Source organism: Pantoea sp. OXWO6B1, from assembly GCF_001641135.1.
Classification (GTDB): Bacteria; Pseudomonadota; Gammaproteobacteria; order Enterobacterales; family Enterobacteriaceae; genus Pantoea; species Pantoea allii.
The window spans coordinates 4,321,288-4,340,916 of sequence record NZ_LWLR01000001.1 but is presented as its reverse complement, the minus strand read 5'-3'; the positions used below and the strand labels follow the sequence as shown (position 1 = coordinate 4,340,916).

Genomic DNA, 19,629 nt, shown 5'->3' with positions numbered 1-19,629 from the left:
CATATGACCTCTATTGATCGCCTGCTGGGCATTATGAAAACCCTGCGCGATCCGCAGCAGGGCTGCCCGTGGGATCGCGAGCAGACCTTTGCCACTATTGCGCCTTACACGCTGGAAGAAACCTATGAAGTGCTGGATGCTATCCAGCGTGAAGACTTTGAGGATCTCCGCGGCGAGCTGGGCGATTTGCTTTTCCAGGTGGTGTTTTATGCTCAGATGGCGCAGGAGCAGGGGCGTTTTAACTTTGATGATATTTGTCACGCCATCAGTGACAAGCTGGAGCGCCGTCATCCGCATATCTTCGCAGAGGGCACGGCAGAGAGCAGTGCGGAGGTGTTGAAAAACTGGGAAGCGATTAAAAGCGCCGAACGGGCAGAAAAAGCGCAGCACTCCGCGCTGGACGATATTCCGAAAGCGCTCCCTGCACTGATGCGCGCCCATAAAATTCAGAAGCGATGCCACAACGTGGGCTTTGACTGGACCACGCTTGGCCCGGTGGTCGATAAGGTGCACGAAGAGATCGACGAAGTGATGCATGAGGCACAGCAAAGCGTGATTGATCCACAAAAGCTGGAAGAAGAGATTGGCGATCTGCTGTTTGCTACCGTAAATCTTTCCCGTCATCTGGGCAGCAAGGCCGAAACGGCGCTGCAGAAAGCCAATGACAAGTTTGAGCGCCGTTTCCGTGCGGTAGAAGCCATTATCACCGCGCAGGGCCTGACGATGCCGGGCGCCACCCTGGCGCAAATGGAAGCCGCCTGGCAACAGGTTAAGGCGAAGGAAAAAAGCTGATTATTCCAGCAGCGAGCATAAATTGCTCTCTTGAGCTTACTCGATTCAGCCTGACGCCAGATTTGTGACGCAGGTCAAAATTTTGTTTACCGCTATCCGCTATGTTACCCGCAGCAATGCGTTGGGAGATGGATGTGATTCACCAATTGTGGCTGATAGCGGTTTCCAGTATACTGTTTTCCCGTCCTGGTTATTCCACCGTCTTTAAACCTAAACTCTCAGGTTCAGCATGACAACGAATTATATTTTTGTGACCGGCGGGGTCGTTTCCTCTCTGGGTAAAGGCATTGCCGCAGCCTCCCTCGCAGCCATTCTTGAAGCGCGTGGTCTGAATGTGACCATCATGAAACTGGACCCGTACATCAACGTCGATCCGGGTACCATGAGCCCAACTCAGCATGGTGAAGTGTTCGTCACCGACGACGGTGCCGAAACCGATCTGGATTTGGGTCACTACGAGCGCTTCATCCGCACTAAAATGTCGCGCCGCAACAATTTCACCACGGGTCGTATCTACTCAGAAGTCCTGCGCAAAGAGCGTCGCGGTGACTATCTTGGTGCCACCATTCAGGTTATCCCTCATATCACGAATGCGATCAAAGAGCGCATTCTTGAAGGCGGCGAAGGCCATGATGTCGTGCTGGTCGAAATCGGTGGCACGGTGGGTGATATCGAATCCTTGCCGTTCCTGGAAGCGATTCGTCAGATGGCGGTGGATGTGGGCCGCGAGCACACGATGTACATGCACCTGACGCTGGTGCCTTACATGGCCGCGGCGGGCGAGGTGAAAACCAAGCCAACGCAGCACTCTGTTAAAGAGCTGCTCTCCATCGGTATTCAGCCTGACGTTCTCATCTGCCGTTCCGATCGCGCGGTGCCAGCGAATGAGCGTGGCAAAATTGCGCTGTTCTGTAACGTGCCGGAAAAAGCCGTTATCTCGCTGAAAGACGTCGATTCGATTTACAAAATCCCGGGCATGCTGAAATCGCAGGGCCTGGATGACTATATCTGTAAGCGTTTCAACCTGAACGCCCCGGAAGCCAATCTGGCGGAGTGGGAGCAGGTGATTTATGAAGAAGCCAATCCAGGCGGCGAAGTCACCATCGGCATGGTGGGCAAATATGTCGAACTGCCGGACGCTTATAAATCCGTTATAGAAGCGCTGAAGCACGGCGGTCTGAAAAATCGCGTGACCGTGAATATCAAGCTGATTGACTCACAGGATGTTGAAACCCGTGGTGTCGAATTGCTGAAAGATTTAGATGCCATTCTGATCCCCGGTGGTTTTGGCTATCGTGGCGTAGAAGGCAAGTTGATGACGGCGAAATATGCGCGTGAAAACAACGTGCCTTATCTTGGCATCTGTCTCGGCATGCAGGTGGCTTTGATGGAGTTCGCCCGTAACGTTGCCGGTATGGCAGGCGCAAACTCTACAGAATTTGTGCCAGACTGTAAGTATCCGGTGGTCGCACTGATCACCGAATGGCGTGACGAAGAAGGCAATGTGGAAGTGCGTACTGAACAGAGCGATCTGGGCGGCACCATGCGCCTCGGCAGCCAGCAGTGTCAGCTAAACCCGGAAAGTAAGGTTCGCCAGCTGTACGGTTCTGACACCATTGTTGAGCGCCATCGTCACCGCTATGAAGTGAACAACATGCTGCTGAAGCAAATCGAGGCAGCGGGTTTACGTGTGGCGGGCCGGTCTGGTGATGATCAATTGGTTGAGATCATTGAGATCCCCAATCATCCGTGGTTTATTGCTTGCCAGTTCCATCCCGAGTTCACATCGACGCCACGCGATGGTCATCCGTTGTTTGCCGGGTTTGTGAAGGCAGCACATGAGCATCAGAAGCGTTTAGCGAAATAAGTTTAACGAACAACGCGCGAACTTTTCGCGCGTTGTTTGTCTTAGAATTGACTAACTTGTACTGAGGAAAATCGTAATGGCCAAAATCGTAAAAGTCATCGGTCGCGAAATTATCGACTCACGTGGCAACCCAACTGTTGAAGCAGAAGTTCACCTGGAAGGTGGTTTCGTTGGTCTGGCTGCGGCACCATCAGGTGCATCTACCGGTTCTCGTGAAGCACTGGAACTGCGTGACGGTGACAAATCCCGTTTCCTGGGCAAAGGCGTAACCAAAGCCGTTGCTGCGGTTAACGGTCCGATTGCTGAAGCGGTAAAAGGCAAAGACGCGAAAGATCAGGCGAACATCGATAAAATCATGATCGACCTGGACGGTACTGAGAACAAATCTAACTTCGGTGCTAACGCCATTCTGGCCGTGTCACTGGCTGCAGCGAAAGCGGCAGCGGCCTCTAAAGGTCAGGCGCTGTACGAGCACATCGCTGAACTGAACGGCACCCCAGGCAAATACTCTATGCCTCTGCCAATGATGAACATCATCAACGGCGGCGAACATGCCGACAACAACGTCGACATCCAGGAATTCATGATTCAGCCGGTTGGCGCTTCAAACGTGAAAGAAGCGATCCGTATGGGTTCTGAAGTGTTCCATAACCTGGCAAAAGTGCTGAAAAGCAAAGGCATGAGCACGGCGGTAGGTGACGAAGGTGGCTATGCGCCAAACCTGGGTTCTAACGCCGAAGCGCTGGCTGTTATCGCGGAAGCGGTAAAAGCAGCAGGTTATGAGCTGGGTAAAGACATTACCCTGGCTATGGACTGTGCGGCTTCTGAGTTCTACAAAGATGGCAAATACGTTCTGGCGGGTGAAGGCGGTAAAGCGTTCACGTCAGAAGAGTTCACCCACTTCCTGGAAGATCTGACCAAGCAGTATCCGATCGTTTCTATCGAAGATGGCCTGGACGAATCTGACTGGGATGGCTTCGCCTACCAGACCAAAGTGCTGGGCGACAAAATCCAGCTGGTGGGCGACGACCTGTTCGTCACTAACACCAAGATCCTGAAAGAAGGTATCGACAAAGGTATCGCTAACTCCATCCTGATCAAATTCAACCAGATCGGTTCTCTGACCGAAACCCTGGCTGCGATTAAAATGGCGAAAGATGCAGGCTACACCGCTGTGATCTCTCACCGTTCAGGTGAAACGGAAGATGCGACCATCGCTGACCTGGCGGTCGGTACAGCTGCAGGCCAGATCAAAACCGGTTCAATGAGCCGCTCTGACCGTGTTGCGAAGTACAACCAGCTGATCCGTATCGAAGAAGCGCTGGGTGCAAAAGCCCCGTTCAACGGTCTGAAAGAAGTGAAAGGCCAGTAAGTTTACTGCTTCTGACTTCTGATAAAACCCGCCCATGCTGGCGGGTTTTTTTATGCCCACAGGTTATGCCGCTCACCTCACATTTTTCCGCGACGTCTATGCTGTTTACATCCATTCTTCACAAAACCCATCGACACTGAACGACGAGCACCGTGCGCCTGTAACAGACAATGCACCTTGCCGCTTGCCTGAAGCGCGTCTGCGGGTGCTTTCAGGTTCACATTTCTGACTGCCTGAAAGGGGATACGCATGAGACTGGCTTCTTATAACGTTGAAAACCTGTTCGATCGCGCCAGAGCAATGAACCAGAATGAATGGCGAGTGGGCAAACCGACGCTGGAAAAATTTGCCCAACTTAATGCCCTGCTGGGACAGGTGGAATACAGCGACGCGGACAAAAAACAGATGGTCGAATTGATGGATGCACTTGGCTTGCAAACGTCCGACACCGGGCCCTTTGTTATTCTCCGGCGTAACCGGGGCAAACTGTTGACCCGACCGACAGACAACAGCGGAATAAAAATTATTGCCGCAGGCCGTGCCGATTGGGTGGGTTCGCTGGAGTTGCGCCGCGCGCCGGTAGACGAAATTGCCATGGGGCTAACGGCACAGGTCATGATTGACCTTCACGCGGATATCCTGACCGTGGTGGAGGCAGAAAGCCGTCCCGCCTTGCTGGAATTCAACAACGCCATGCTGCCGGCCCGCCAGGGAACGCCTTTTGATCATGTCATGGTGATTGACGGCAACGATGAGCGGGGAATCGATGTCGGACTGATGACCGCGGCAGGCTTTGCCATCGACACCATCCGCAGCCACGTTGATGATAAAGATAAACAGGGCAACCTGATTTTCTCTCGCGACTGTCCCGAATTTGCGATTCCGCTGGCCGATGGCCAAACTCTGCACGTGCTGGTTAACCATTTTAAGAGTAAAGGCTACGGCGCTAAAGCCAGTTCCGATGCCCGCCGCAAGCAGCAGGCCGAACGGGTGAAAGCGATTTATCAGCAACGCATCAAAGAGGGGCAAACGTTGATTGCCATCACCGGCGACTTTAACGATACGCCGGACAGTGATGCATTGTCGCCGCTGCTGAAAGAAACCGACCTGAAAGATATCTTCACCCATGAAAAGTTTGATAACGGCGGCTATCCAGGGACCTGGGGCGGCTGCACTGCCAGCAACAAGATTGACTATATTTTGCTGTCGCCCGCGCTGTGGAAAAAGGTAGAGAAGGGCGGTGTATGGCGCAAAGGGATGTGGCCTGGCGTGCGTCCGGTAAAGTGGGAAACCTATCCCGAACTGAAAAAAGAGGTTAATGCCGCCTCGGATCATGCGGCGGTCTGGGTGGATCTGTCCGTCTGAACGGGCTGCTGAACACAGCCCTCTGCTGACCTGCGTGCTGGCGCGTGCCGAACAGCTCGCGCCCTTTCGCATCACCTGACATGATCTCAACCCGGTGTTCTGCGATAATCGCGTTTTGAAAAAACCAAAGAGACCATTATGCAGTACCCGATTAACGAAATGTTCCAGACGCTGCAAGGCGAAGGTTATTACACCGGCGTGCCGGCTATTTTCATCCGCTTACAGGGATGTCCGGTAGGATGCAGTTGGTGCGACACCAAGCACACCTGGGAAAAACAGGCGGATCGGGAAACATCATTAGGCGATATTCTGGTCAAAACGGTGGAAAGCGATGCCTGGGGCAATGCCGATGCGGCGACGCTTCTGAGCAGCATACAACAACAGGGCTGGACGGCTCGCCATGTGGTGATCACCGGCGGTGAACCGGCTATCTATGATTTGCGTCCGCTGACTGCATCACTTGAGGCTGCGGGATTCCAGTGTCAGATTGAAACCAGCGGGACCCACGAAATCCACTGCGCTGATGCCACCTGGGTGACCGTTTCACCCAAGGTAAACATGCGTGGCGGTTATGACGTCCTGGCACAGGCCCTGAGCCGTGCGGATGAAATTAAGCACCCGGTTGCCCGGCAACGTGATGTGGATGCGTTAAACGATTTGCTGGCAGGCATCCACGACAGCAAAGCACGTATCATTGCGCTGCAGCCAATTAGTCGCAAAGATGAGGCAACAAAGCTGTGTATTGAAACCTGCATTGCGCGCAACTGGCGACTGTCGATGCAGACCCATAAATATCTGAATATTGCCTGATAAAACGCTGGCGGCCTTTGGCCGCCAGACCGTTAACATGACGCCGCGCTGGAAAGGCGGCAGCAGGCCGATCAACAGGTGAAGATACGGGCGATCGACCCTGAGCGGCCGTAGCGAAGCGGATTAACCGCGATAGGTGCAGCCTGCGGTGCAGGTTTCTTTAATCATCACCGCGCTCAGCAGCGGCAGACGAGGCTTCATGTGATCCCAAATCCATTTCGCCAGAACTTCACTGGTGGGATTCTCCAGCCCAGGGATCTCATTAAGATAGTAGTGATCAAGCCTGTCATAGAGGGGTTTGAACGCCGCTTTCAGCTCTGCAAAATCCATGACCCAGCCGGTATGCGCATCCACTTCACCGGTAATTTCCAGACGAACAAGGAATGAGTGACCGTGCAAACGGCCGCATTTGTGTCCTGCCGGCACATTGGGTAAATGGTGCGCGGCTTCGAACTGGAACTCTTTAAATAACGTGGTAGACATAATCGCTCTCAGGCATTAAAAACCGCTGAATTCTACCTGAAAAGGCGGTTTTTCGCATCCGCTAAGCGCCGTTTAACGACGATTAAGCCAGAATGGTAAAACGCGTCCCCCACTTTCCTTAAAAAGCGCTCAGCGATATACCGGATCGTCAGCCGGAAGTCGCGCGACGAGGGCTTCCGCGATGCCGTACTCCTCAATCAGCAGCCGGTGCTGCTCTGAACGTGACAGCGGCGTAACGCTTTCTTTTCCCTGGCGATCCCGGATGACCTGCTCTCCCTTCACGATTCCCGTGATCGCCTCGCCGTTAGCGCGGCGAATCAGCAGGGCACCGTCAAAGCGACTGTTGCTACGGCTTTGTTGATGACGTGACTGGAACGCGTCAGCGGAGAGGTCGGTTTCCAGAATTTTACAGTCGAGCCATGCCCGACCCAGCGGCTTCCAGTGTATGCACCAGCTGCCATCATGCTGATGGACGCGGGTGCCCCAGACGGGATGCGGGTTCAGCCGGGCCTCCAGCGGAAGCGGATCGCCGTGGAGCAGCGTGCTGTCAACCACCAGCGTGCGTCCATCCAGCTTGACAATCAACATGCCATGACCGGGAGAACCCACGGGTGCCGGACGCGAAGACAGCATGGTGGAAAGGCCAAACTGCACGTGAAACCCCAAATACGCGAGCAGGGCATACAACGCGCCGTGGCCAGCCCAGCATGTACCGCCTGTGCCAAAGGTTAACCAGTGAGTGAAAAAGTCGCTGGCCGTGCTACCAGGCAGGGGAAGGGCGCGGTCGTCTTCTGTGATGAGACGTCGGCGAAGGTTATCAAAGGGCACGGACTGGCACCAGGCGCGATAAAGCGTGCTCAGTCCGGCCTCGTCAGGGGCAGGAGGCGAGCTGAAGCCAAGTTTTTCCAGACTCTGCTCTGCCAATGCAGCCGGTAATGCTGTGATACTGTCTGGCATCTGTCGTCACTCCGTGGCGGTTTTCCTGTCTTTATGCCATCCCTTTAGCACGATAACCAGTCGGAACGTCCTACCGACAGTATGATTAGCTAAGTTTGTTAACTCACCCTGTCGTTACCACTTTTAACGATTAATTTTATCTGAAAAACCATTTAGTCATTTTGGTTATTTGATATGTCGAAGGCGTATTTAATCGTTAATATAGCTCCCTGTACCCTTTCTTCTCTTCCGCTACTATTCGGTTCGGACTTCTGCTACTGGAATTTTTATCGCGATGACGACTCAGGCACCAGGTTCAATGCTTCCGCTCTCTCCGGAGCAACTTGCTCGTTTACAGGCAGCAACGACAGATTTTTCCACCACCCAGCTGGCCTGGCTCTCCGGCTATTTCTGGGGCATGGTCAATCAAACGCCGGGTCAGGCGGTTGCCAGCGCCCCTGCGCAGGCTGAAGCTCCGGCCATTACGCTGCTTTCTGCCTCACAAACGGGTAATGCCCGCCGGGTGGCCGAGCAGCTTCGCGATGACCTGCAGGCGGCAAAACTGACCGTGAATCTGGTCAACGCGGGCGATTTTAAATTCAAGCAGATTGGTCAGGAAAAAATCCTGATCGTCGTGACATCGACCCAGGGCGAAGGCGAACCGCCGGAAGAGGCCGTTGCGCTGCACAAATTCCTGATGTCTAAAAAAGCGCCCAAACTGGACGGCGCTGCCTTTGCCGTGTTTGGTCTTGGCGACACATCGTATGAATTCTTCAGCAAAGCGGGCAAAGATTTTGACAGCCGCCTGGCTGAGCTGGGCGCTGAGCGCCTGCTGGACCGGGTCGATGCCGATGTCGAATATGCTGAGCAGGCCAGCGCCTGGCGTACGGCAATCACTGCGGTACTGAAAGAACGCGTCCCGACCGCGTCCCCGGCGCAGAGTGCGGCCACCGTTGCCGGCAGTGTGAATGAAGTCTTCACCAGCCCTTACACCAAAGAGCAGCCGCTTAGTGCCAGCCTGGCGGTGAACCAGAAAATTACCGGGCGCGATTCGGATAAAGACGTGCGTCATATCGAAATCGATCTGGGTGATTCAGGATTACGCTATCAGCCCGGTGATGCGCTGGGCGTCTGGTATGAAAATGACGCCGCACTGGTTAACGAGTTGCTTGAACTGGTGTGGTTGAAAGGCGATGAGCCGGTTGAGGTGCAGGGCCAGACGCTGCCATTGGCAGAGGCGCTGCAGAAACATTTTGAGCTAACGGTTAACACCGCGCAAATCGTGGCGCAGTACGCAGCCTTAGCACGTAACGACGAACTGCTGTCGCTGGTGGATGACAAAGCCAAACTGCAGCAGTATGCGCAACGCTATCCGATTGTTGATATGGTTCGCCTGGCACCCGCGCAGCTGAGTGCAGAACAGTTATCCGGCTTACTGCGTCCGTTAACGCCGCGTCTCTATTCTATTGCCTCTTCTCAGGCCGAAACCGATACCGAAGTACATATCACCGTCGGTGCCGTTCGCTTTGATATTGAAGGACGTCAGCGCGGCGGCGGCGCGTCCACCTGGCTGGCGGATCGCATTGAAGAAGAGGGCGAGGTGCGCGTGTTCATCGAACACAATGATAACTTCCGCCTGCCCGCCAACCCGGATGCGCCGGTCATCATGATTGGGCCGGGCACCGGGATTGCCCCGTTCCGCGCCTTTATGCAGCAGCGCGATAATGACGGTGCCGGCGGTAAAAACTGGCTATTCTTTGGTAACCCACACTTTACCGATGATTTCCTGTATCAGGTTGAATGGCAGAAATATGTCAAAGATGGCCTGTTAACCCATATCGATCTGGCGTGGTCGCGCGATCAGGCAGAGAAGATATACGTACAAGATAAAATCCGCGCCCGTGGTGCGGAAGTGTGGCGCTGGATTGAAGAAGGCGCGCACCTTTACGTCTGTGGTGATGCCAACCGTATGGCAAAAGACGTAGAGCAGGCATTACTGGATGTGGTGGTCGAGCACGGTGCTATGGATCGTGAAACGGCTGATGAATTTTTAAGTGAGCTGCGCATTGAGCGCCGTTATCAGCGAGACGTTTACTAATGACTGAAAAATACCCTGGACCGCTGGTGGTTGAAGGCAAACTGACTGACGCTGAGCGATTAAAAAAAGAGAGCAACTACCTGCGCGGTACTATCGTTGAAGATCTTGATGATGGTCTGACCGGAGGGTTCAGCGGCGATAACTTTCTGCTAATCCGTTTTCACGGCATGTACCAGCAGGATGACCGCGATATTCGCGCTGAACGTGCGGAGCAAAAGCTTGAGCCTCGTCATGCGATGATGTTGCGCTGCCGCCTGCCGGGCGGGATTATCACGCCAACACAGTGGCTGGCGATCGATAAATTTGCCACCGATAAAACCCTTTACGGCAGCATCCGCTTGACCAACCGTCAGACTTTCCAGTTTCACGGTATTCTGAAGAAGAACGTGAAGCCAACGCACCAGATGCTGCACGAAGTGGGGCTGGATGCGCTGGCGACCGCGAACGACGTTAACCGTAACGTTCTGTGCACCTCGAACCCCGTGGAGTCTGAGTTGCATCAGGAAGCCTACGAGTGGGCAAAAAAACTGTCAGAACATCTGCTGCCGCAAACCCGCGCCTATGCAGAGATCTGGTGGGATCAGGAAAAAGTCGCAACCACCGACCAGGAACCGATCCTGGGTGAAACCTATTTGCCGCGTAAGTTTAAAACCACGGTGGTGATCCCGCCACATAACGATGTGGATCTGCACGCTAACGATCTGAACTTCATCGCGATTGCGGAAAACGGCAAGCTGGTCGGCTTTAACCTGCTGGTGGGCGGTGGTTTGTCCATTGAGCACGGTAACAAAGCCACCTATGCCCGCACCGCCAGCGAATTTGGCTACTTCCCGGTGGATAAGATCCTGGACGTGGCGGCGGCCGTGGTGACGACACAGCGTGACTGGGGTAACCGTACCGATCGTAAAAACGCCAAAACCAAATACACCCTGGAACGCGTGGGCGTAGAGACGTTTAAGGCGGAAGTCGAAAAACGCGCTGGCGTAACGTTTGCGCCAACGCGCCCTTACGAATTTACGACTCGTGGCGATCGCATTGGCTGGATCAAGGGCATCGATAACAAGTGGCATCTGACGCTGTTTATCGAAAACGGTCGTCTGCTGGATTATCCGGGCCGTCCGTTAAAAAGCGGCGTAGCCGAAATCGCCAACATTCATCAGGGCGATTTCCGTCTGACCGCCAATCAGAACCTGATTGTGGCAGGCGTGCCGGAAAGCCAAAAAGCACAGATTGAAGCGATTGCCCGCGAACATGGCCTGATGGAAAACGTGACGGCCCAGCGCGAAAACTCGATGGCCTGTGTGTCGTTTCCAACCTGTCCGCTGGCGATGGCGGAGGCTGAACGTTTCCTTCCGTCTTTCGTGACGAAAGTCGAAGAGATCATGCACAACCATGGCGTAGGCGAAGAGCACATAGTGTTACGCGTTACCGGTTGTCCGAACGGTTGTGGGCGTGCGATGCTGGCAGAAGTGGGCCTGGTGGGGAAAGCGCCGGGTCGTTACAACCTGCACATCGGGGGTAACCGTATTGGAACGCGCATTCCACGTATGTATCGCGAAAATATTACAGAAAGTGACATTCTCGCCACACTTGATGAGCTGGTAGGTCGCTGGGCAAAAGAGCGCGAGGCCGCAGAAGGCTTTGGTGACTTTGTTATCCGTGCGGGCATCGTTACGCCGGTACTGGACCCTGCGCGCGACTTCTGGCAGGAGGCAAAATGAGTATCGATCTGGCAGCACTGAATGAAATGTCGAAAGTCCAGCGCGCGATGGCGCTGGCCGCGACAAACGCTCAACTGGAAAAAGCCACCGCAGAAGAGCGGGTGAGTTGGGCGCTGGAAAACCTGCCGGGTGCCTATGTGCTCTCCTCCAGCTTTGGCATTCAGGCTGCGGTATCGCTGCATCTGGTGACGCGCGTGCAACCCGATATTCCGGTCATCCTCACCGATACCGGCTATCTGTTTCCAGAAACCTACCGCTTTATTGATGAGCTGGCCGACCAGCTTAAGCTTAATCTGCAGGTGTTCCGGGCAGAAACCTCGCCCGCGTGGCAAGAGGCTCGCTACGGTAAGCTGTGGGAGCAAGGGGTTGATGGCATTGAGCAGTACAACCAGATCAACAAAGTTGAACCGATGAACCGGGCGCTGGAAACGCTGGGCGCACAAACCTGGTTTGCGGGCCTGCGCCGCGATCAGTCAGGCAGCCGTGCCAGCCTGCCGGTACTGGGCGTGCAGCGCGGCGTGTTTAAAGTGCTGCCGATTATTGACTGGGACAACCGTCAGATTCATCAGTATCTGCAAACCCACAACCTGAAATACCATCCGCTGTGGGATGAGGGTTATTTGTCGGTAGGCGATACGCACACCACGCGCAAGTGGGAGCCAGGCATGGCAGAAGAAGAAACGCGCTTCTTTGGCCTGAAACGTGAGTGCGGCCTGCACGAAGGCTAACGCACGCGGCGTAGCGGTATCAACGGGCGATCCTTATGGGTCGCCCGTTTTGCGATGGGGCCACCGCTGACGTCAAAACCCCAGGGACAAACGTGCAATAGCCACAGGTGTCCGTGGCAGTCAGAACGCCGTCTCTACACTGTCCACCACCCGGTATTCATCATCCACCAAGGGAAGATAACGCCATTTATCAAACGCCGTGCACGGATGAGAAATGCCGCATCCCACCCAGTCGCCTGGCATCAGCGGCTCATCATTGGGTAAGCGTAAATAGGCATGTTGATCGTTAACCTCACTGATGTGCAAATGGGTGCCGGATCGCGGCGCGGTGCCATCAGCCTGGCGAATCCACAAGGGGATCGGTAAATCCTGATCGAAAGGGACATCTCGTCTGCCGAAATCCAGCAGCGCCAGACCGGGTTCAGGACGGGAAAGAACGCGTCCCCAGATCTCCAGCGCCGCCGCAAAATGGTGGTCAGCGCCGGGCTGGGCAAAAGGCGCAATACGCGCATAAAGCCCGCTATCGTGTGCCATGTAGGCACCCGAGCGAATTAAGGGCTGAACCGGCAGCGGCAGGACGGCCTGGGTAAAGCATTCGGTCACCACATCAAACCATGCTCCACCACCGGCGCTGAGCAGAATCGTATCGCTGTGGAACAACTGGCGTTCAGCCAGCCTTCTGGCGCACTCCAGCATCACATGGCAGTAGTGCCGAACTAATGCCACGCCAGCGGCGTCCCGCGCGGCACCGAGCGCACCTTCATAGCCTGCCACACCGACAAGATGAAGATGGCGGCTTTGGGCGACGCGTTCAGCAATGGCCAGCGCCTCCTCGGCGGTTCTGCAGCCCGTTCTGCCGCCGGGGATGGACACTTCAATCACTACGGCAATCGCCGTATCGCCCAGGTTTTGCTCCAGCAATGTGATGCCCGCCAGTGAGTCAACGTAGCAGAGAAAGCCATGATCGGGATGCTGGCGCTGCCACTCGCCAATCCAGCGAATCCCGGCAGGATCGACTAATTCGTTAGCCAGAAACACGTTACGGATACCAAAATGACGCAGGGCGCGCACCTGAGCGGGCGTCGCTGCGCTGATCCCCCAGGCACCGCCCTGTGTCACGGCCCGGCGTAAGACCGCTGGTGCCATTGAGGTTTTGCCATGGGCGGCCAGCATGACGCCTTTCTCCTGACAAAATTGCGCCAACTGCTGCAGGTTATTGTCCAGTGCGGACTGTTTCATCACCATGACGGGCGAAAACACCGACCCGCTGCTCAACACGGCGGTGCCGGCCTCGAGCGGGGCATCGCCCGCGCCAGCAACCGATTTAAAACGGGGCGAGGGCTGCGCGCGATCCAGCTTCGCGTCTGCGACTAGCGGGAAACGTAAAGACATAGCGGCTCCTTAGTGCTCAAGAACGCGTGACAGAAATTGCTGAGTGCGCGGATTCTGCGGATGGACAAAAATGTCGTCCGGCGTGCCTTGCTCAGCAATCACACCCTGATCCATAAAAACAACGCGATCGGCTGTTTTGCGGGCAAACCCCATTTCGTGCGTCACCACCACCATGGTCATGCCCTCACGCGCCAGCCCGCGCATCACCTCCATCACTTCGCCAACTAATTCGGGATCGAGAGCGGATGTGGCTTCATCAAAGAACATGATTTTGGGCTGTACCGCCAGCGCACGCGCGATGGCCACACGTTGTTGCTGACCACCGGAGAGCTGAGAAGGATAGTGATCGGCGCGGTCAGCCAGTCCGACGCGTTCCAGCGTCGCCATTCCGCGTGCGTTTGCCTCTGCCGTTGACAGCTTCTGCGCTTTTATCAGTGCCAGGGTGACATTACCGAGCGCCGTCTTGTGGGGAAACAGGTTGAACTGCTGAAACACCATTCCCACCTGACCACAAATATCACGATTACGTTTTTGGTCATGCAGCGGAACGCCGTTAACCCAAATCTCTCCGCCGTCGGCCTTTTCCAGACCGCTCATGATCCGTAATACGGTACTTTTACCGGAACCGGATGCGCCGATCAGCACCAGTACCTCTCCGGGCGAGACATCAAGGCTGATCTCTTTCAGGACTTGCGTCGCGCCAAATGACTTGCTAATCCGACTCAGGGTAATGGCTGCGTTTTTCATGATAACGGGTTCCTGGTTTGCTGGTGCTGGACCCAGCGGGAAAGCGGAAAACAGATAACGAAATAGAGCAGGGCGACCAGGCCATAAACCACGACGGGTTGTCCGATACGGTCGACGATCGCCTGACCCTGATGCATCAGCTCTGACATGCCTATCATGCTGACAATAGAGGTATCTTTAATCAGCGACAGGTACTGACCGACCAGCGGGGGTAAAACGATGCCGCGGGTTTGCGGCAGAATCACGCTGGTAAAGGTCTGCCGCCTGGAGAGCCCAAGTATCCACGAGACTTCCCACTGGCCTTTTGGGACGGCTTCAATACCGCCACGAAAAATCTCGGCAATGTAGGCACCCTGATAAATGCTCAATCCCAAAATGCCCGCGGCAAACAGGTTGATGTCATAGCCGAAATAGGCCACGCCAAAGTAGATAAACATGAGCGTAATAAGTACGGGCGTGCCGCGAAACAGCTCGGTATAGATCACGGCAATTTGTCGGGCGACAGGCAGGCGGCTGGTGCGCAAAATGGCAGCCAACAGGCCAAGCAGGGTACTGCCCACAATGGCGGCCACCGACAGCAATAACGTAATAACCAGACCACGCCATAACAGCGGCAGGCTGCTGAGAATCAGTTCGCTCATTGGGCAGGCTCCCGTTTAACCGTGTGGGACCACATTTTTTTCGCCTGCGACCAGAGGGGCCGTTTGACCGATACCACCAGCGGCGGCATAAACAGACGGCGTTCCACGACGTTGCCCAGCCAGGAAAACAGGTTGCTGAGAAACAGATAGACCAACGCCACCACGCTAAATGTCTGGATGTAGAGCAGCGTACGCGCATTGATGACGGTGGCGGTTCCCGTCAGCTCCGGCAGCGCGATGGCTGACAGCAGTGAGGTGCCCAACAGCAACTGAATCAGATTGTTGATAATGGCAGGCCAGACGGCGCGCGCGGCCTGCGGCATCACCACGTTTAAAAACCGCTGGCGGCGACTGATGCCAAGAATCCAGGCGGCTTCCAGCTGACCTTTTGGCACCGACTGAATACCGGCGCGAAAGATTTCGGCCAGATAGGCACCGACGTTAATCCCCAGCGCCAGTACGCCCGCTGTAAAGGCACTCATGGTGATGCCCAGTGAGGGAAGTCCGAAGAACACAATAAAAATTTGCAGCAGCACGGGAGTATTACGAATAAATTCAACGTAGCCGTGGCTTAGCCAGCGCAGGGGGGCAAAAGGCGCAGATTTTGCCAGTGCGGCCAGCAATCCCAGCACCAGCGCCAGCATAAAAGCCAGCAGCGTCACCTGAAGCGTTAACCAGGTGGCGGCGAGAAAGGTGTCAGCATACTGCCAGAGTGTCAGCCATTGATAGCTCATAGAAAGCCTCCTCAACAGGACGCAGGCATGACCTGCGTCCTCGCCTGTCAGAACTGCGGGTTCAGCGGATAGCGAGGCTTACTGCCAAACCATTTCTGGTAGAGCTGAGCGTTCTCACCTGACGCGTTTATTTCAAACAGGAATTCGTTGAGATAGTTCGTCCACACCTGATCCCCTTGCTTCACACCGAACGCGTTGTATTCCAGCGGAACCAGCGCTTCGTTGGTGACCTCAAGCGTGGGGTCGAGTTTGGCCTGGTAGGCAAGGAAGTTATTATCTTCAATCATGGCATCGGCCTGCCCCTGCTTAACGGCCAGGATCGCCGCCTGAGAGGAATCGTATTCCTGGATCTTCACATCGATCCCCATGCTGCGCACTTCGTCACCGTTGGTTGAGCCTTTCACGGTAGCAATGGTTTTTCCTGCCATATCGTGGGCCGACTTGATCCCGCTTACTTTGCGGACCAACATCGCTTCGCTGGCCACCACGTAAGGCTGAGTGAAACCAATCTCTTTGGCGCGTTCCAGGTTACGCGTGAAATTACAGAACACGACATCCACTTTATTGGTTTGCAGATTAGGAATACGGTTCGCGCTGGTGGTGTTAACCACTTCCAGTTTTACGCCCATCGATTTCGCTAAGGATTTTGCCAGATCCACATCGTAGCCGTCGGGATTACCGGCTTTATCGTAAAAGCCGAAGGGCGCAAAGCTCAGGCAGTCACCGACCCGCAACGTGCCACGCTGCAGTACGGTTTGCAGCGTAGACTGCGGCGCGGCACCGGCTTCCGTTTTCTTTTCTGTCGGCGTACAACCGGCAAGAGCGGCAACCGTCAGTAAGGCCGGAAACAGCAGGGTCAATACCTTTTGGTGTGAAGTCGTGTTCATGTTTATTATCTCAAATAAAAGTGTGGTATCACCAACATCAATAAATAATGTGGATGGGACTTTTTTTAATTATCAATTTATTCTGACGGGTGAATGCGTTTTCACCTGTTATACATGAAGAGAAGGTTATTTCCGGCCTGAATTAAAACACCTCATATCGACTTCGACTTTGCAATCCACCACCAGGTCTTGCACGCTGCAAATGCGTGCTGGCGGATTTTCATGGAATAGCTCACTAAAGACTTTATTAAATGAGCTAAAGTAGCGGGCATCGGTCAGCACCGCCGTCACATGCACCACGTCCTGAATCTGATATCCCGCTTCCCGCATAATGGTCAGACAGTTTTCAAAGGCCAGGCGCGTCTGCTCAATGATGCCGCCTTCGACCACTTCACCGCCTGTCATCGGTGTCTGCCCGGAGATATACAGCCAGCCGTCGGCTTCTACGGCGCGAGCGAAAGGCAGTTTCTGTCCTCCGGTACCGACACCGCCTTCTGTGCCATAGCGCTTAATTGTCATGCTTATGCCCTTAACATCATCACTGCAACTTGTCTGGTATACCGGAATTAAATCTGCAATACCGGATAGGTTGAGATTTGCACAATGCTATTTTTTTTGCAATAGGCTGCTCGGGGATTATTTTGATGCTTTACAATCGGCTTCACGAATATTTGTTATTAATGATAAATGTTTTAAATAAATAGTGATCAGGATCTCTTTTTATAATTATGGCATGCTCTCTTTTAGTGCCCCGATAAATAGCATGAAGCGAAAAAAGAAAACGACAGTTATCGTGCACGCCCGTAGGTAAAACAAAGTGGGCTGTGTATGATGTATTCAATTAACCTCAACGTGACGATCCCGGTAGGAGAAGAAGGGTATGCAGGAAGATAAACCCGCCAGAGCGCGCGGCGTGGACCGTGTGATCGCTATTTTTCGTCAGCTACACGTTGCCCGTCAGCCCATGGCGATGCGTGAACTGATCGAGGCGACAGGCGCGCCCCGCTCAAGCGTGTATGAACTGGTTAATCTGTTGAGTGAAGCGGGACTGGTCGAAATCGATTCGGAAGGCAGTATCTATTTTGGGCGTGAAATGCACTACTACGGTGCGGATTACATCGCGCACAATCCCCTGATTCGTCGGGCGCATCAGTTAATGATCGAGATGGTTGCCGAGCATGGTGAAACCGTGCAGCTGTGTATGCTGGAAGGCAATAAATATACGGTGGTGCTGTCAGAGAGCAATGCACATCCGTTCAAGATAACCTCGGATATTGGCGTTAAAATTCCTATTCCCTGGACGGCCACCGGTCGCTTGCTGCTGAGCAACTGGAGTGATGAGGCAATTCTGTCCCTGATCCCGGAAGAGGATTATCGGCTGGCGAACGGAAAGGTGCTAAATAAGCAGGATTTTCTGGCCGACATTCATCGGGCGGGACATCTTGGCTACTCCATGACGGAAGGGCTGTCAGAGAGTTTTACCTGCTGTATGGCTGCGCCGATTCGTGCCCGTAACGATCTGGCGGTGGCAGCCATCTGTTTTATGGTCAGTCGGGATACACCCGAAGAACGGCGTCAAATGTTGCTGAAAACCTTGATCAATGCAGGTCAGAAGCTGTCCGACTTTACCTGAACCGACGAGCAATGGGGTTAAACCCGGGCTGTCGGCTCAGGGTAAAAGGGCTACAGGTCTTTCAGCACCGCAAGCGCATCGGCTGCGCGCGTCACGTTGACCTTTGTAACCTCATAATGGGCAACAGCGATAAAAGGGTCTTCCGCCAGAATCGCATCCAGCCGTGTGCGCGCAATATCTTTCACCATTATCATGCCGCCCGTGCGGGGATCTTTACGTCCCGCAGCAATAAATACGCCGCTGTTAAAATAGCGATCCAGCCACGTAATGTGCGGTGCCAGCAGGGCTTCTACTTCCTCGATCGGCCGAAAATAGTTCAGGTACACCACATACATTGTCTGTCCTCACACTTTGGGATTGGTTAGCTCACTCAGTAACGGCAGCAGGACTTTCACGCTGTCATGGGTACGCAGGCCAATGCGGCCGGGTAGCCAGTGGTCTAAAAAGTCGAGATTGTCGCGATCGGTCTGATGCCAGGTGGTGCCGTCGGGAAAATGCCGGGAACGGCTGCGCTGCTGTTCGCCATCCTTGCTGCCCAGGTTCCAGTTTCGCGCGGTGACATCCAGCAGGGGAAACCCTGCCGCATCGAAAGGATTGATGCCCTGAAAATCCTTTTCTTGCATCTGACGGCTGGCGGCAGAAATGCCATAGCGGCGCGCCAGCAGCAGGGCGCGTTCGCTGGTCTGTTTACGCACGGCACGCGGCGTGTTGATGCCGCTGTTGAAATAGAGATGATCGCCCGTAATCAGGCTGTTGAGATCGATAACCAGCAGCGTATTCTTTTTCTCTTTCTCACTCATGCGCGCCACGTAGTCGTCCATGCCGTGCAGCTGTGACTCACTGGCGCTGAGCGCGACAAAGCGCACGCCGTAATGAAGTGGCTGATGGCTGAGCTGTTTTGCCAGTTCCAGCATTACGCCAAGCCCGGATGCGTTGTCATCAACGCCCTGCAAACGCAATCCGCCCAGGCTGCGCGTCGTTTCGCTGCGGCTGAGTGGAATCCAGGTATCCAGGCTGGCAACAACCAGAATCTCCTGAGGTGCGCTGCCTTCACGCGCGGCGATGACTGAGGTGGCCGTGATTTTATGCCAGCGCGACGTGCCGTCATTTTCATGCCAGCTGTAGCCGGTATTAAACTGTCGGGTATTGGTTGCAAAACCGAGTTCGGTGAACTGCTGTTGCAGATAGTCGGCCGCCATCAACTCAGCCGGACTCCCGCTCATGCGACCGGGAAAGTAAGTAGAAATGTGTCGAACCTGTTGTTCAGCAAAGTGTCCGGTGACGTCGGTCACGGCCTGAGCGCTGAAAATAACGCTGCCAACAAGCAGCGTCGCCAGGCGAAGAAAGGCAGACATGTCGGGTTCCTTGTGGCTCATTCCCTATAAGGACGGTCATATTTTTTCACCCATAGTATGAAACTGTG

At 54.5% G+C, this 19,629-nt stretch carries 19 protein-coding genes; 9 read left to right on the top strand and 10 right to left on the bottom strand.

Annotated elements, in window-relative coordinates; genetic code table 11:
* The first annotated feature begins 3 nt into the window (after positions 1 to 3).
* The 5 genes from mazG to queE all read left to right on the top strand — a co-directional run bounded on the left by mazG (position 4) and on the right by queE (position 6,206).
* Entirely contained in the window at positions 4 to 792 is a 789-nt protein-coding gene (mazG, locus tag A6A26_RS22220) for a nucleoside triphosphate pyrophosphohydrolase (RefSeq protein WP_063880754.1), read from the top strand.
* 229 nt (positions 793 to 1,021) lie between these two features.
* Positions 1,022 to 2,659: a glutamine hydrolyzing CTP synthase gene (pyrG, locus tag A6A26_RS22215; RefSeq protein ID WP_063880753.1), complete on the top strand. Its 1,638-nt coding sequence runs from the start codon at positions 1,022 to 1,024 to the stop codon at positions 2,657 to 2,659.
* Positions 2,660 to 2,735: 76 nt separating this feature from the next.
* Positions 2,736 to 4,031, top strand: a complete 1,296-nt coding sequence (eno, locus tag A6A26_RS22210) for a phosphopyruvate hydratase (RefSeq protein WP_063880752.1) — start codon at positions 2,736 to 2,738, stop codon at positions 4,029 to 4,031.
* A 249-nt stretch (positions 4,032 to 4,280) separates the two neighbouring features.
* On the top strand, positions 4,281 to 5,396 hold the full coding sequence (locus A6A26_RS22205) for an endonuclease/exonuclease/phosphatase family protein (RefSeq protein ID WP_063880751.1): 1,116 nt from the start codon (positions 4,281 to 4,283) through the stop codon (positions 5,394 to 5,396).
* Positions 5,397 to 5,534: 138 nt separating this feature from the next.
* The gene (gene queE, locus A6A26_RS22200) at positions 5,535 to 6,206 is read left to right on the top strand and encodes a 7-carboxy-7-deazaguanine synthase QueE (protein ID WP_063880750.1); all 672 of its coding nucleotides are present in this window, start codon (positions 5,535 to 5,537) and stop codon (positions 6,204 to 6,206) included.
* Positions 6,207 to 6,329: 123 nt separating this feature from the next.
* Here queE and queD read toward each other — a convergent pair whose 3' ends face one another.
* Both queD and A6A26_RS22190 read right to left on the bottom strand, forming a co-directional pair.
* The gene (queD, locus tag A6A26_RS22195) at positions 6,330 to 6,689 is read right to left on the bottom strand and encodes a 6-carboxytetrahydropterin synthase QueD (protein ID WP_063880749.1); all 360 of its coding nucleotides are present in this window, start codon (positions 6,687 to 6,689) and stop codon (positions 6,330 to 6,332) included.
* Between the two features lie 129 nt (positions 6,690 to 6,818).
* Positions 6,819 to 7,646, bottom strand: coding sequence for an arylamine N-acetyltransferase family protein (locus tag A6A26_RS22190; protein ID WP_063880748.1), 828 nt, complete (start codon positions 7,644 to 7,646; stop codon positions 6,819 to 6,821).
* 274 nt (positions 7,647 to 7,920) lie between these two features.
* Between A6A26_RS22190 and cysJ the strand changes: the two genes are divergently transcribed.
* From cysJ to A6A26_RS22175, 3 genes are read left to right on the top strand one after another with little or no spacing between them, the layout of a single operon-like run.
* Complete coding sequence (cysJ, locus tag A6A26_RS22185) at positions 7,921 to 9,723, top strand: NADPH-dependent assimilatory sulfite reductase flavoprotein subunit (RefSeq protein WP_063880747.1); 1,803 nt, start codon at positions 7,921 to 7,923, stop codon at positions 9,721 to 9,723.
* On the top strand, positions 9,723 to 11,444 hold the full coding sequence (gene cysI, locus A6A26_RS22180; RefSeq protein ID WP_063880746.1) for an assimilatory sulfite reductase (NADPH) hemoprotein subunit: 1,722 nt from the start codon (positions 9,723 to 9,725) through the stop codon (positions 11,442 to 11,444). Before cysJ ends, cysI begins: the two co-directional genes overlap by 1 nt.
* The gene (locus A6A26_RS22175; RefSeq protein ID WP_063880745.1) at positions 11,441 to 12,172 is read left to right on the top strand and encodes a phosphoadenosine phosphosulfate reductase; all 732 of its coding nucleotides are present in this window, start codon (positions 11,441 to 11,443) and stop codon (positions 12,170 to 12,172) included. The genes cysI and A6A26_RS22175 overlap by 4 nt, the downstream gene beginning before the upstream one ends.
* A gap of 120 nt (positions 12,173 to 12,292) precedes the next feature.
* Here the strand turns inward: A6A26_RS22175 and A6A26_RS22170 are convergent, their stop codons facing one another.
* The 6 genes from A6A26_RS22170 to A6A26_RS22145 form a co-directional block, all read right to left on the bottom strand.
* Entirely contained in the window at positions 12,293 to 13,564 is a 1,272-nt protein-coding gene (locus tag A6A26_RS22170) for an alanine racemase (RefSeq protein ID WP_063880744.1), read from the bottom strand.
* A 9-nt stretch (positions 13,565 to 13,573) separates the two neighbouring features.
* Entirely contained in the window at positions 13,574 to 14,311 is a 738-nt protein-coding gene (locus A6A26_RS22165; RefSeq protein ID WP_063880743.1) for an amino acid ABC transporter ATP-binding protein, read from the bottom strand.
* Complete coding sequence (locus tag A6A26_RS22160; protein ID WP_063880742.1) at positions 14,308 to 14,952, bottom strand: amino acid ABC transporter permease; 645 nt, start codon at positions 14,950 to 14,952, stop codon at positions 14,308 to 14,310. Before A6A26_RS22160 ends, A6A26_RS22165 begins: the two co-directional genes overlap by 4 nt.
* Positions 14,949 to 15,686 carry an amino acid ABC transporter permease gene (locus tag A6A26_RS22155; RefSeq protein ID WP_063880741.1) on the bottom strand — a complete coding sequence of 246 codons (738 nt, stop codon included), beginning with the start codon at positions 15,684 to 15,686 and terminating at the stop codon, positions 14,949 to 14,951. The genes A6A26_RS22160 and A6A26_RS22155 overlap by 4 nt, the downstream gene beginning before the upstream one ends.
* A gap of 47 nt (positions 15,687 to 15,733) precedes the next feature.
* Complete coding sequence (locus A6A26_RS22150) at positions 15,734 to 16,573, bottom strand: ABC transporter substrate-binding protein (RefSeq protein WP_063880740.1); 840 nt, start codon at positions 16,571 to 16,573, stop codon at positions 15,734 to 15,736.
* Positions 16,574 to 16,699: 126 nt separating this feature from the next.
* Positions 16,700 to 17,092, bottom strand: coding sequence for a RidA family protein (locus A6A26_RS22145; RefSeq protein WP_063880739.1), 393 nt, complete (start codon positions 17,090 to 17,092; stop codon positions 16,700 to 16,702).
* Between the two features lie 361 nt (positions 17,093 to 17,453).
* Between A6A26_RS22145 and A6A26_RS22140 the strand changes: the two genes are divergently transcribed.
* On the top strand, positions 17,454 to 18,206 hold the full coding sequence (locus tag A6A26_RS22140) for an IclR family transcriptional regulator (protein ID WP_063880738.1): 753 nt from the start codon (positions 17,454 to 17,456) through the stop codon (positions 18,204 to 18,206).
* A 50-nt stretch (positions 18,207 to 18,256) separates the two neighbouring features.
* Here the strand turns inward: A6A26_RS22140 and A6A26_RS22135 are convergent, their stop codons facing one another.
* Positions 18,257 to 18,541, bottom strand: coding sequence for a YciI family protein (locus A6A26_RS22135; RefSeq protein ID WP_063880737.1), 285 nt, complete (start codon positions 18,539 to 18,541; stop codon positions 18,257 to 18,259).
* A gap of 9 nt (positions 18,542 to 18,550) precedes the next feature.
* Positions 18,551 to 19,561 carry an aminopeptidase gene (locus A6A26_RS22130; RefSeq protein WP_063880736.1) on the bottom strand — a complete coding sequence of 337 codons (1,011 nt, stop codon included), beginning with the start codon at positions 19,559 to 19,561 and terminating at the stop codon, positions 18,551 to 18,553.
* Positions 19,562 to 19,629 lie beyond the last annotated feature (68 nt).

Bases quoted from the DNA above. Each gene is read 5' to 3' on its own strand.
- A6A26_RS22190 (WP_063880748.1), bottom strand. From the start codon at position 7,646: ATGCCAGACAGTATCACAGCATTACCGGCTGCATTGGCAGAGCAGAGT.
- A6A26_RS22160 (WP_063880742.1), bottom strand. From the start codon at position 14,952: ATGAGCGAACTGATTCTCAGCAGCCTGCCGCTGTTATGGCGTGGTCTG.
- A6A26_RS22155 (WP_063880741.1), bottom strand. From the start codon at position 15,686: ATGAGCTATCAATGGCTGACACTCTGGCAGTATGCTGACACCTTTCTC.
- eno (WP_063880752.1), top strand. From the start codon at position 2,736: ATGGCCAAAATCGTAAAAGTCATCGGTCGCGAAATTATCGACTCACGT.
- A6A26_RS22135 (WP_063880737.1), bottom strand. From the start codon at position 18,541: ATGTATGTGGTGTACCTGAACTATTTTCGGCCGATCGAGGAAGTAGAA.
- cysJ (WP_063880747.1), top strand. From the start codon at position 7,921: ATGACGACTCAGGCACCAGGTTCAATGCTTCCGCTCTCTCCGGAGCAA.
- pyrG (WP_063880753.1), top strand. From the start codon at position 1,022: ATGACAACGAATTATATTTTTGTGACCGGCGGGGTCGTTTCCTCTCTG.
- A6A26_RS22150 (WP_063880740.1), bottom strand. From the start codon at position 16,573: ATGAACACGACTTCACACCAAAAGGTATTGACCCTGCTGTTTCCGGCC.
- A6A26_RS22145 (WP_063880739.1), bottom strand. From the start codon at position 17,092: ATGACAATTAAGCGCTATGGCACAGAAGGCGGTGTCGGTACCGGAGGA.
- queE (WP_063880750.1), top strand. From the start codon at position 5,535: ATGCAGTACCCGATTAACGAAATGTTCCAGACGCTGCAAGGCGAAGGT.
- cysI (WP_063880746.1), top strand. From the start codon at position 9,723: ATGACTGAAAAATACCCTGGACCGCTGGTGGTTGAAGGCAAACTGACT.
- A6A26_RS22130 (WP_063880736.1), bottom strand. From the start codon at position 19,561: ATGTCTGCCTTTCTTCGCCTGGCGACGCTGCTTGTTGGCAGCGTTATT.
- queD (WP_063880749.1), bottom strand. From the start codon at position 6,689: ATGTCTACCACGTTATTTAAAGAGTTCCAGTTCGAAGCCGCGCACCAT.
- A6A26_RS22165 (WP_063880743.1), bottom strand. From the start codon at position 14,311: ATGAAAAACGCAGCCATTACCCTGAGTCGGATTAGCAAGTCATTTGGC.
- A6A26_RS22140 (WP_063880738.1), top strand. From the start codon at position 17,454: ATGCAGGAAGATAAACCCGCCAGAGCGCGCGGCGTGGACCGTGTGATC.
- A6A26_RS22175 (WP_063880745.1), top strand. From the start codon at position 11,441: ATGAGTATCGATCTGGCAGCACTGAATGAAATGTCGAAAGTCCAGCGC.
- A6A26_RS22205 (WP_063880751.1), top strand. From the start codon at position 4,281: ATGAGACTGGCTTCTTATAACGTTGAAAACCTGTTCGATCGCGCCAGA.
- A6A26_RS22170 (WP_063880744.1), bottom strand. From the start codon at position 13,564: ATGTCTTTACGTTTCCCGCTAGTCGCAGACGCGAAGCTGGATCGCGCG.
- mazG (WP_063880754.1), top strand. From the start codon at position 4: ATGACCTCTATTGATCGCCTGCTGGGCATTATGAAAACCCTGCGCGAT.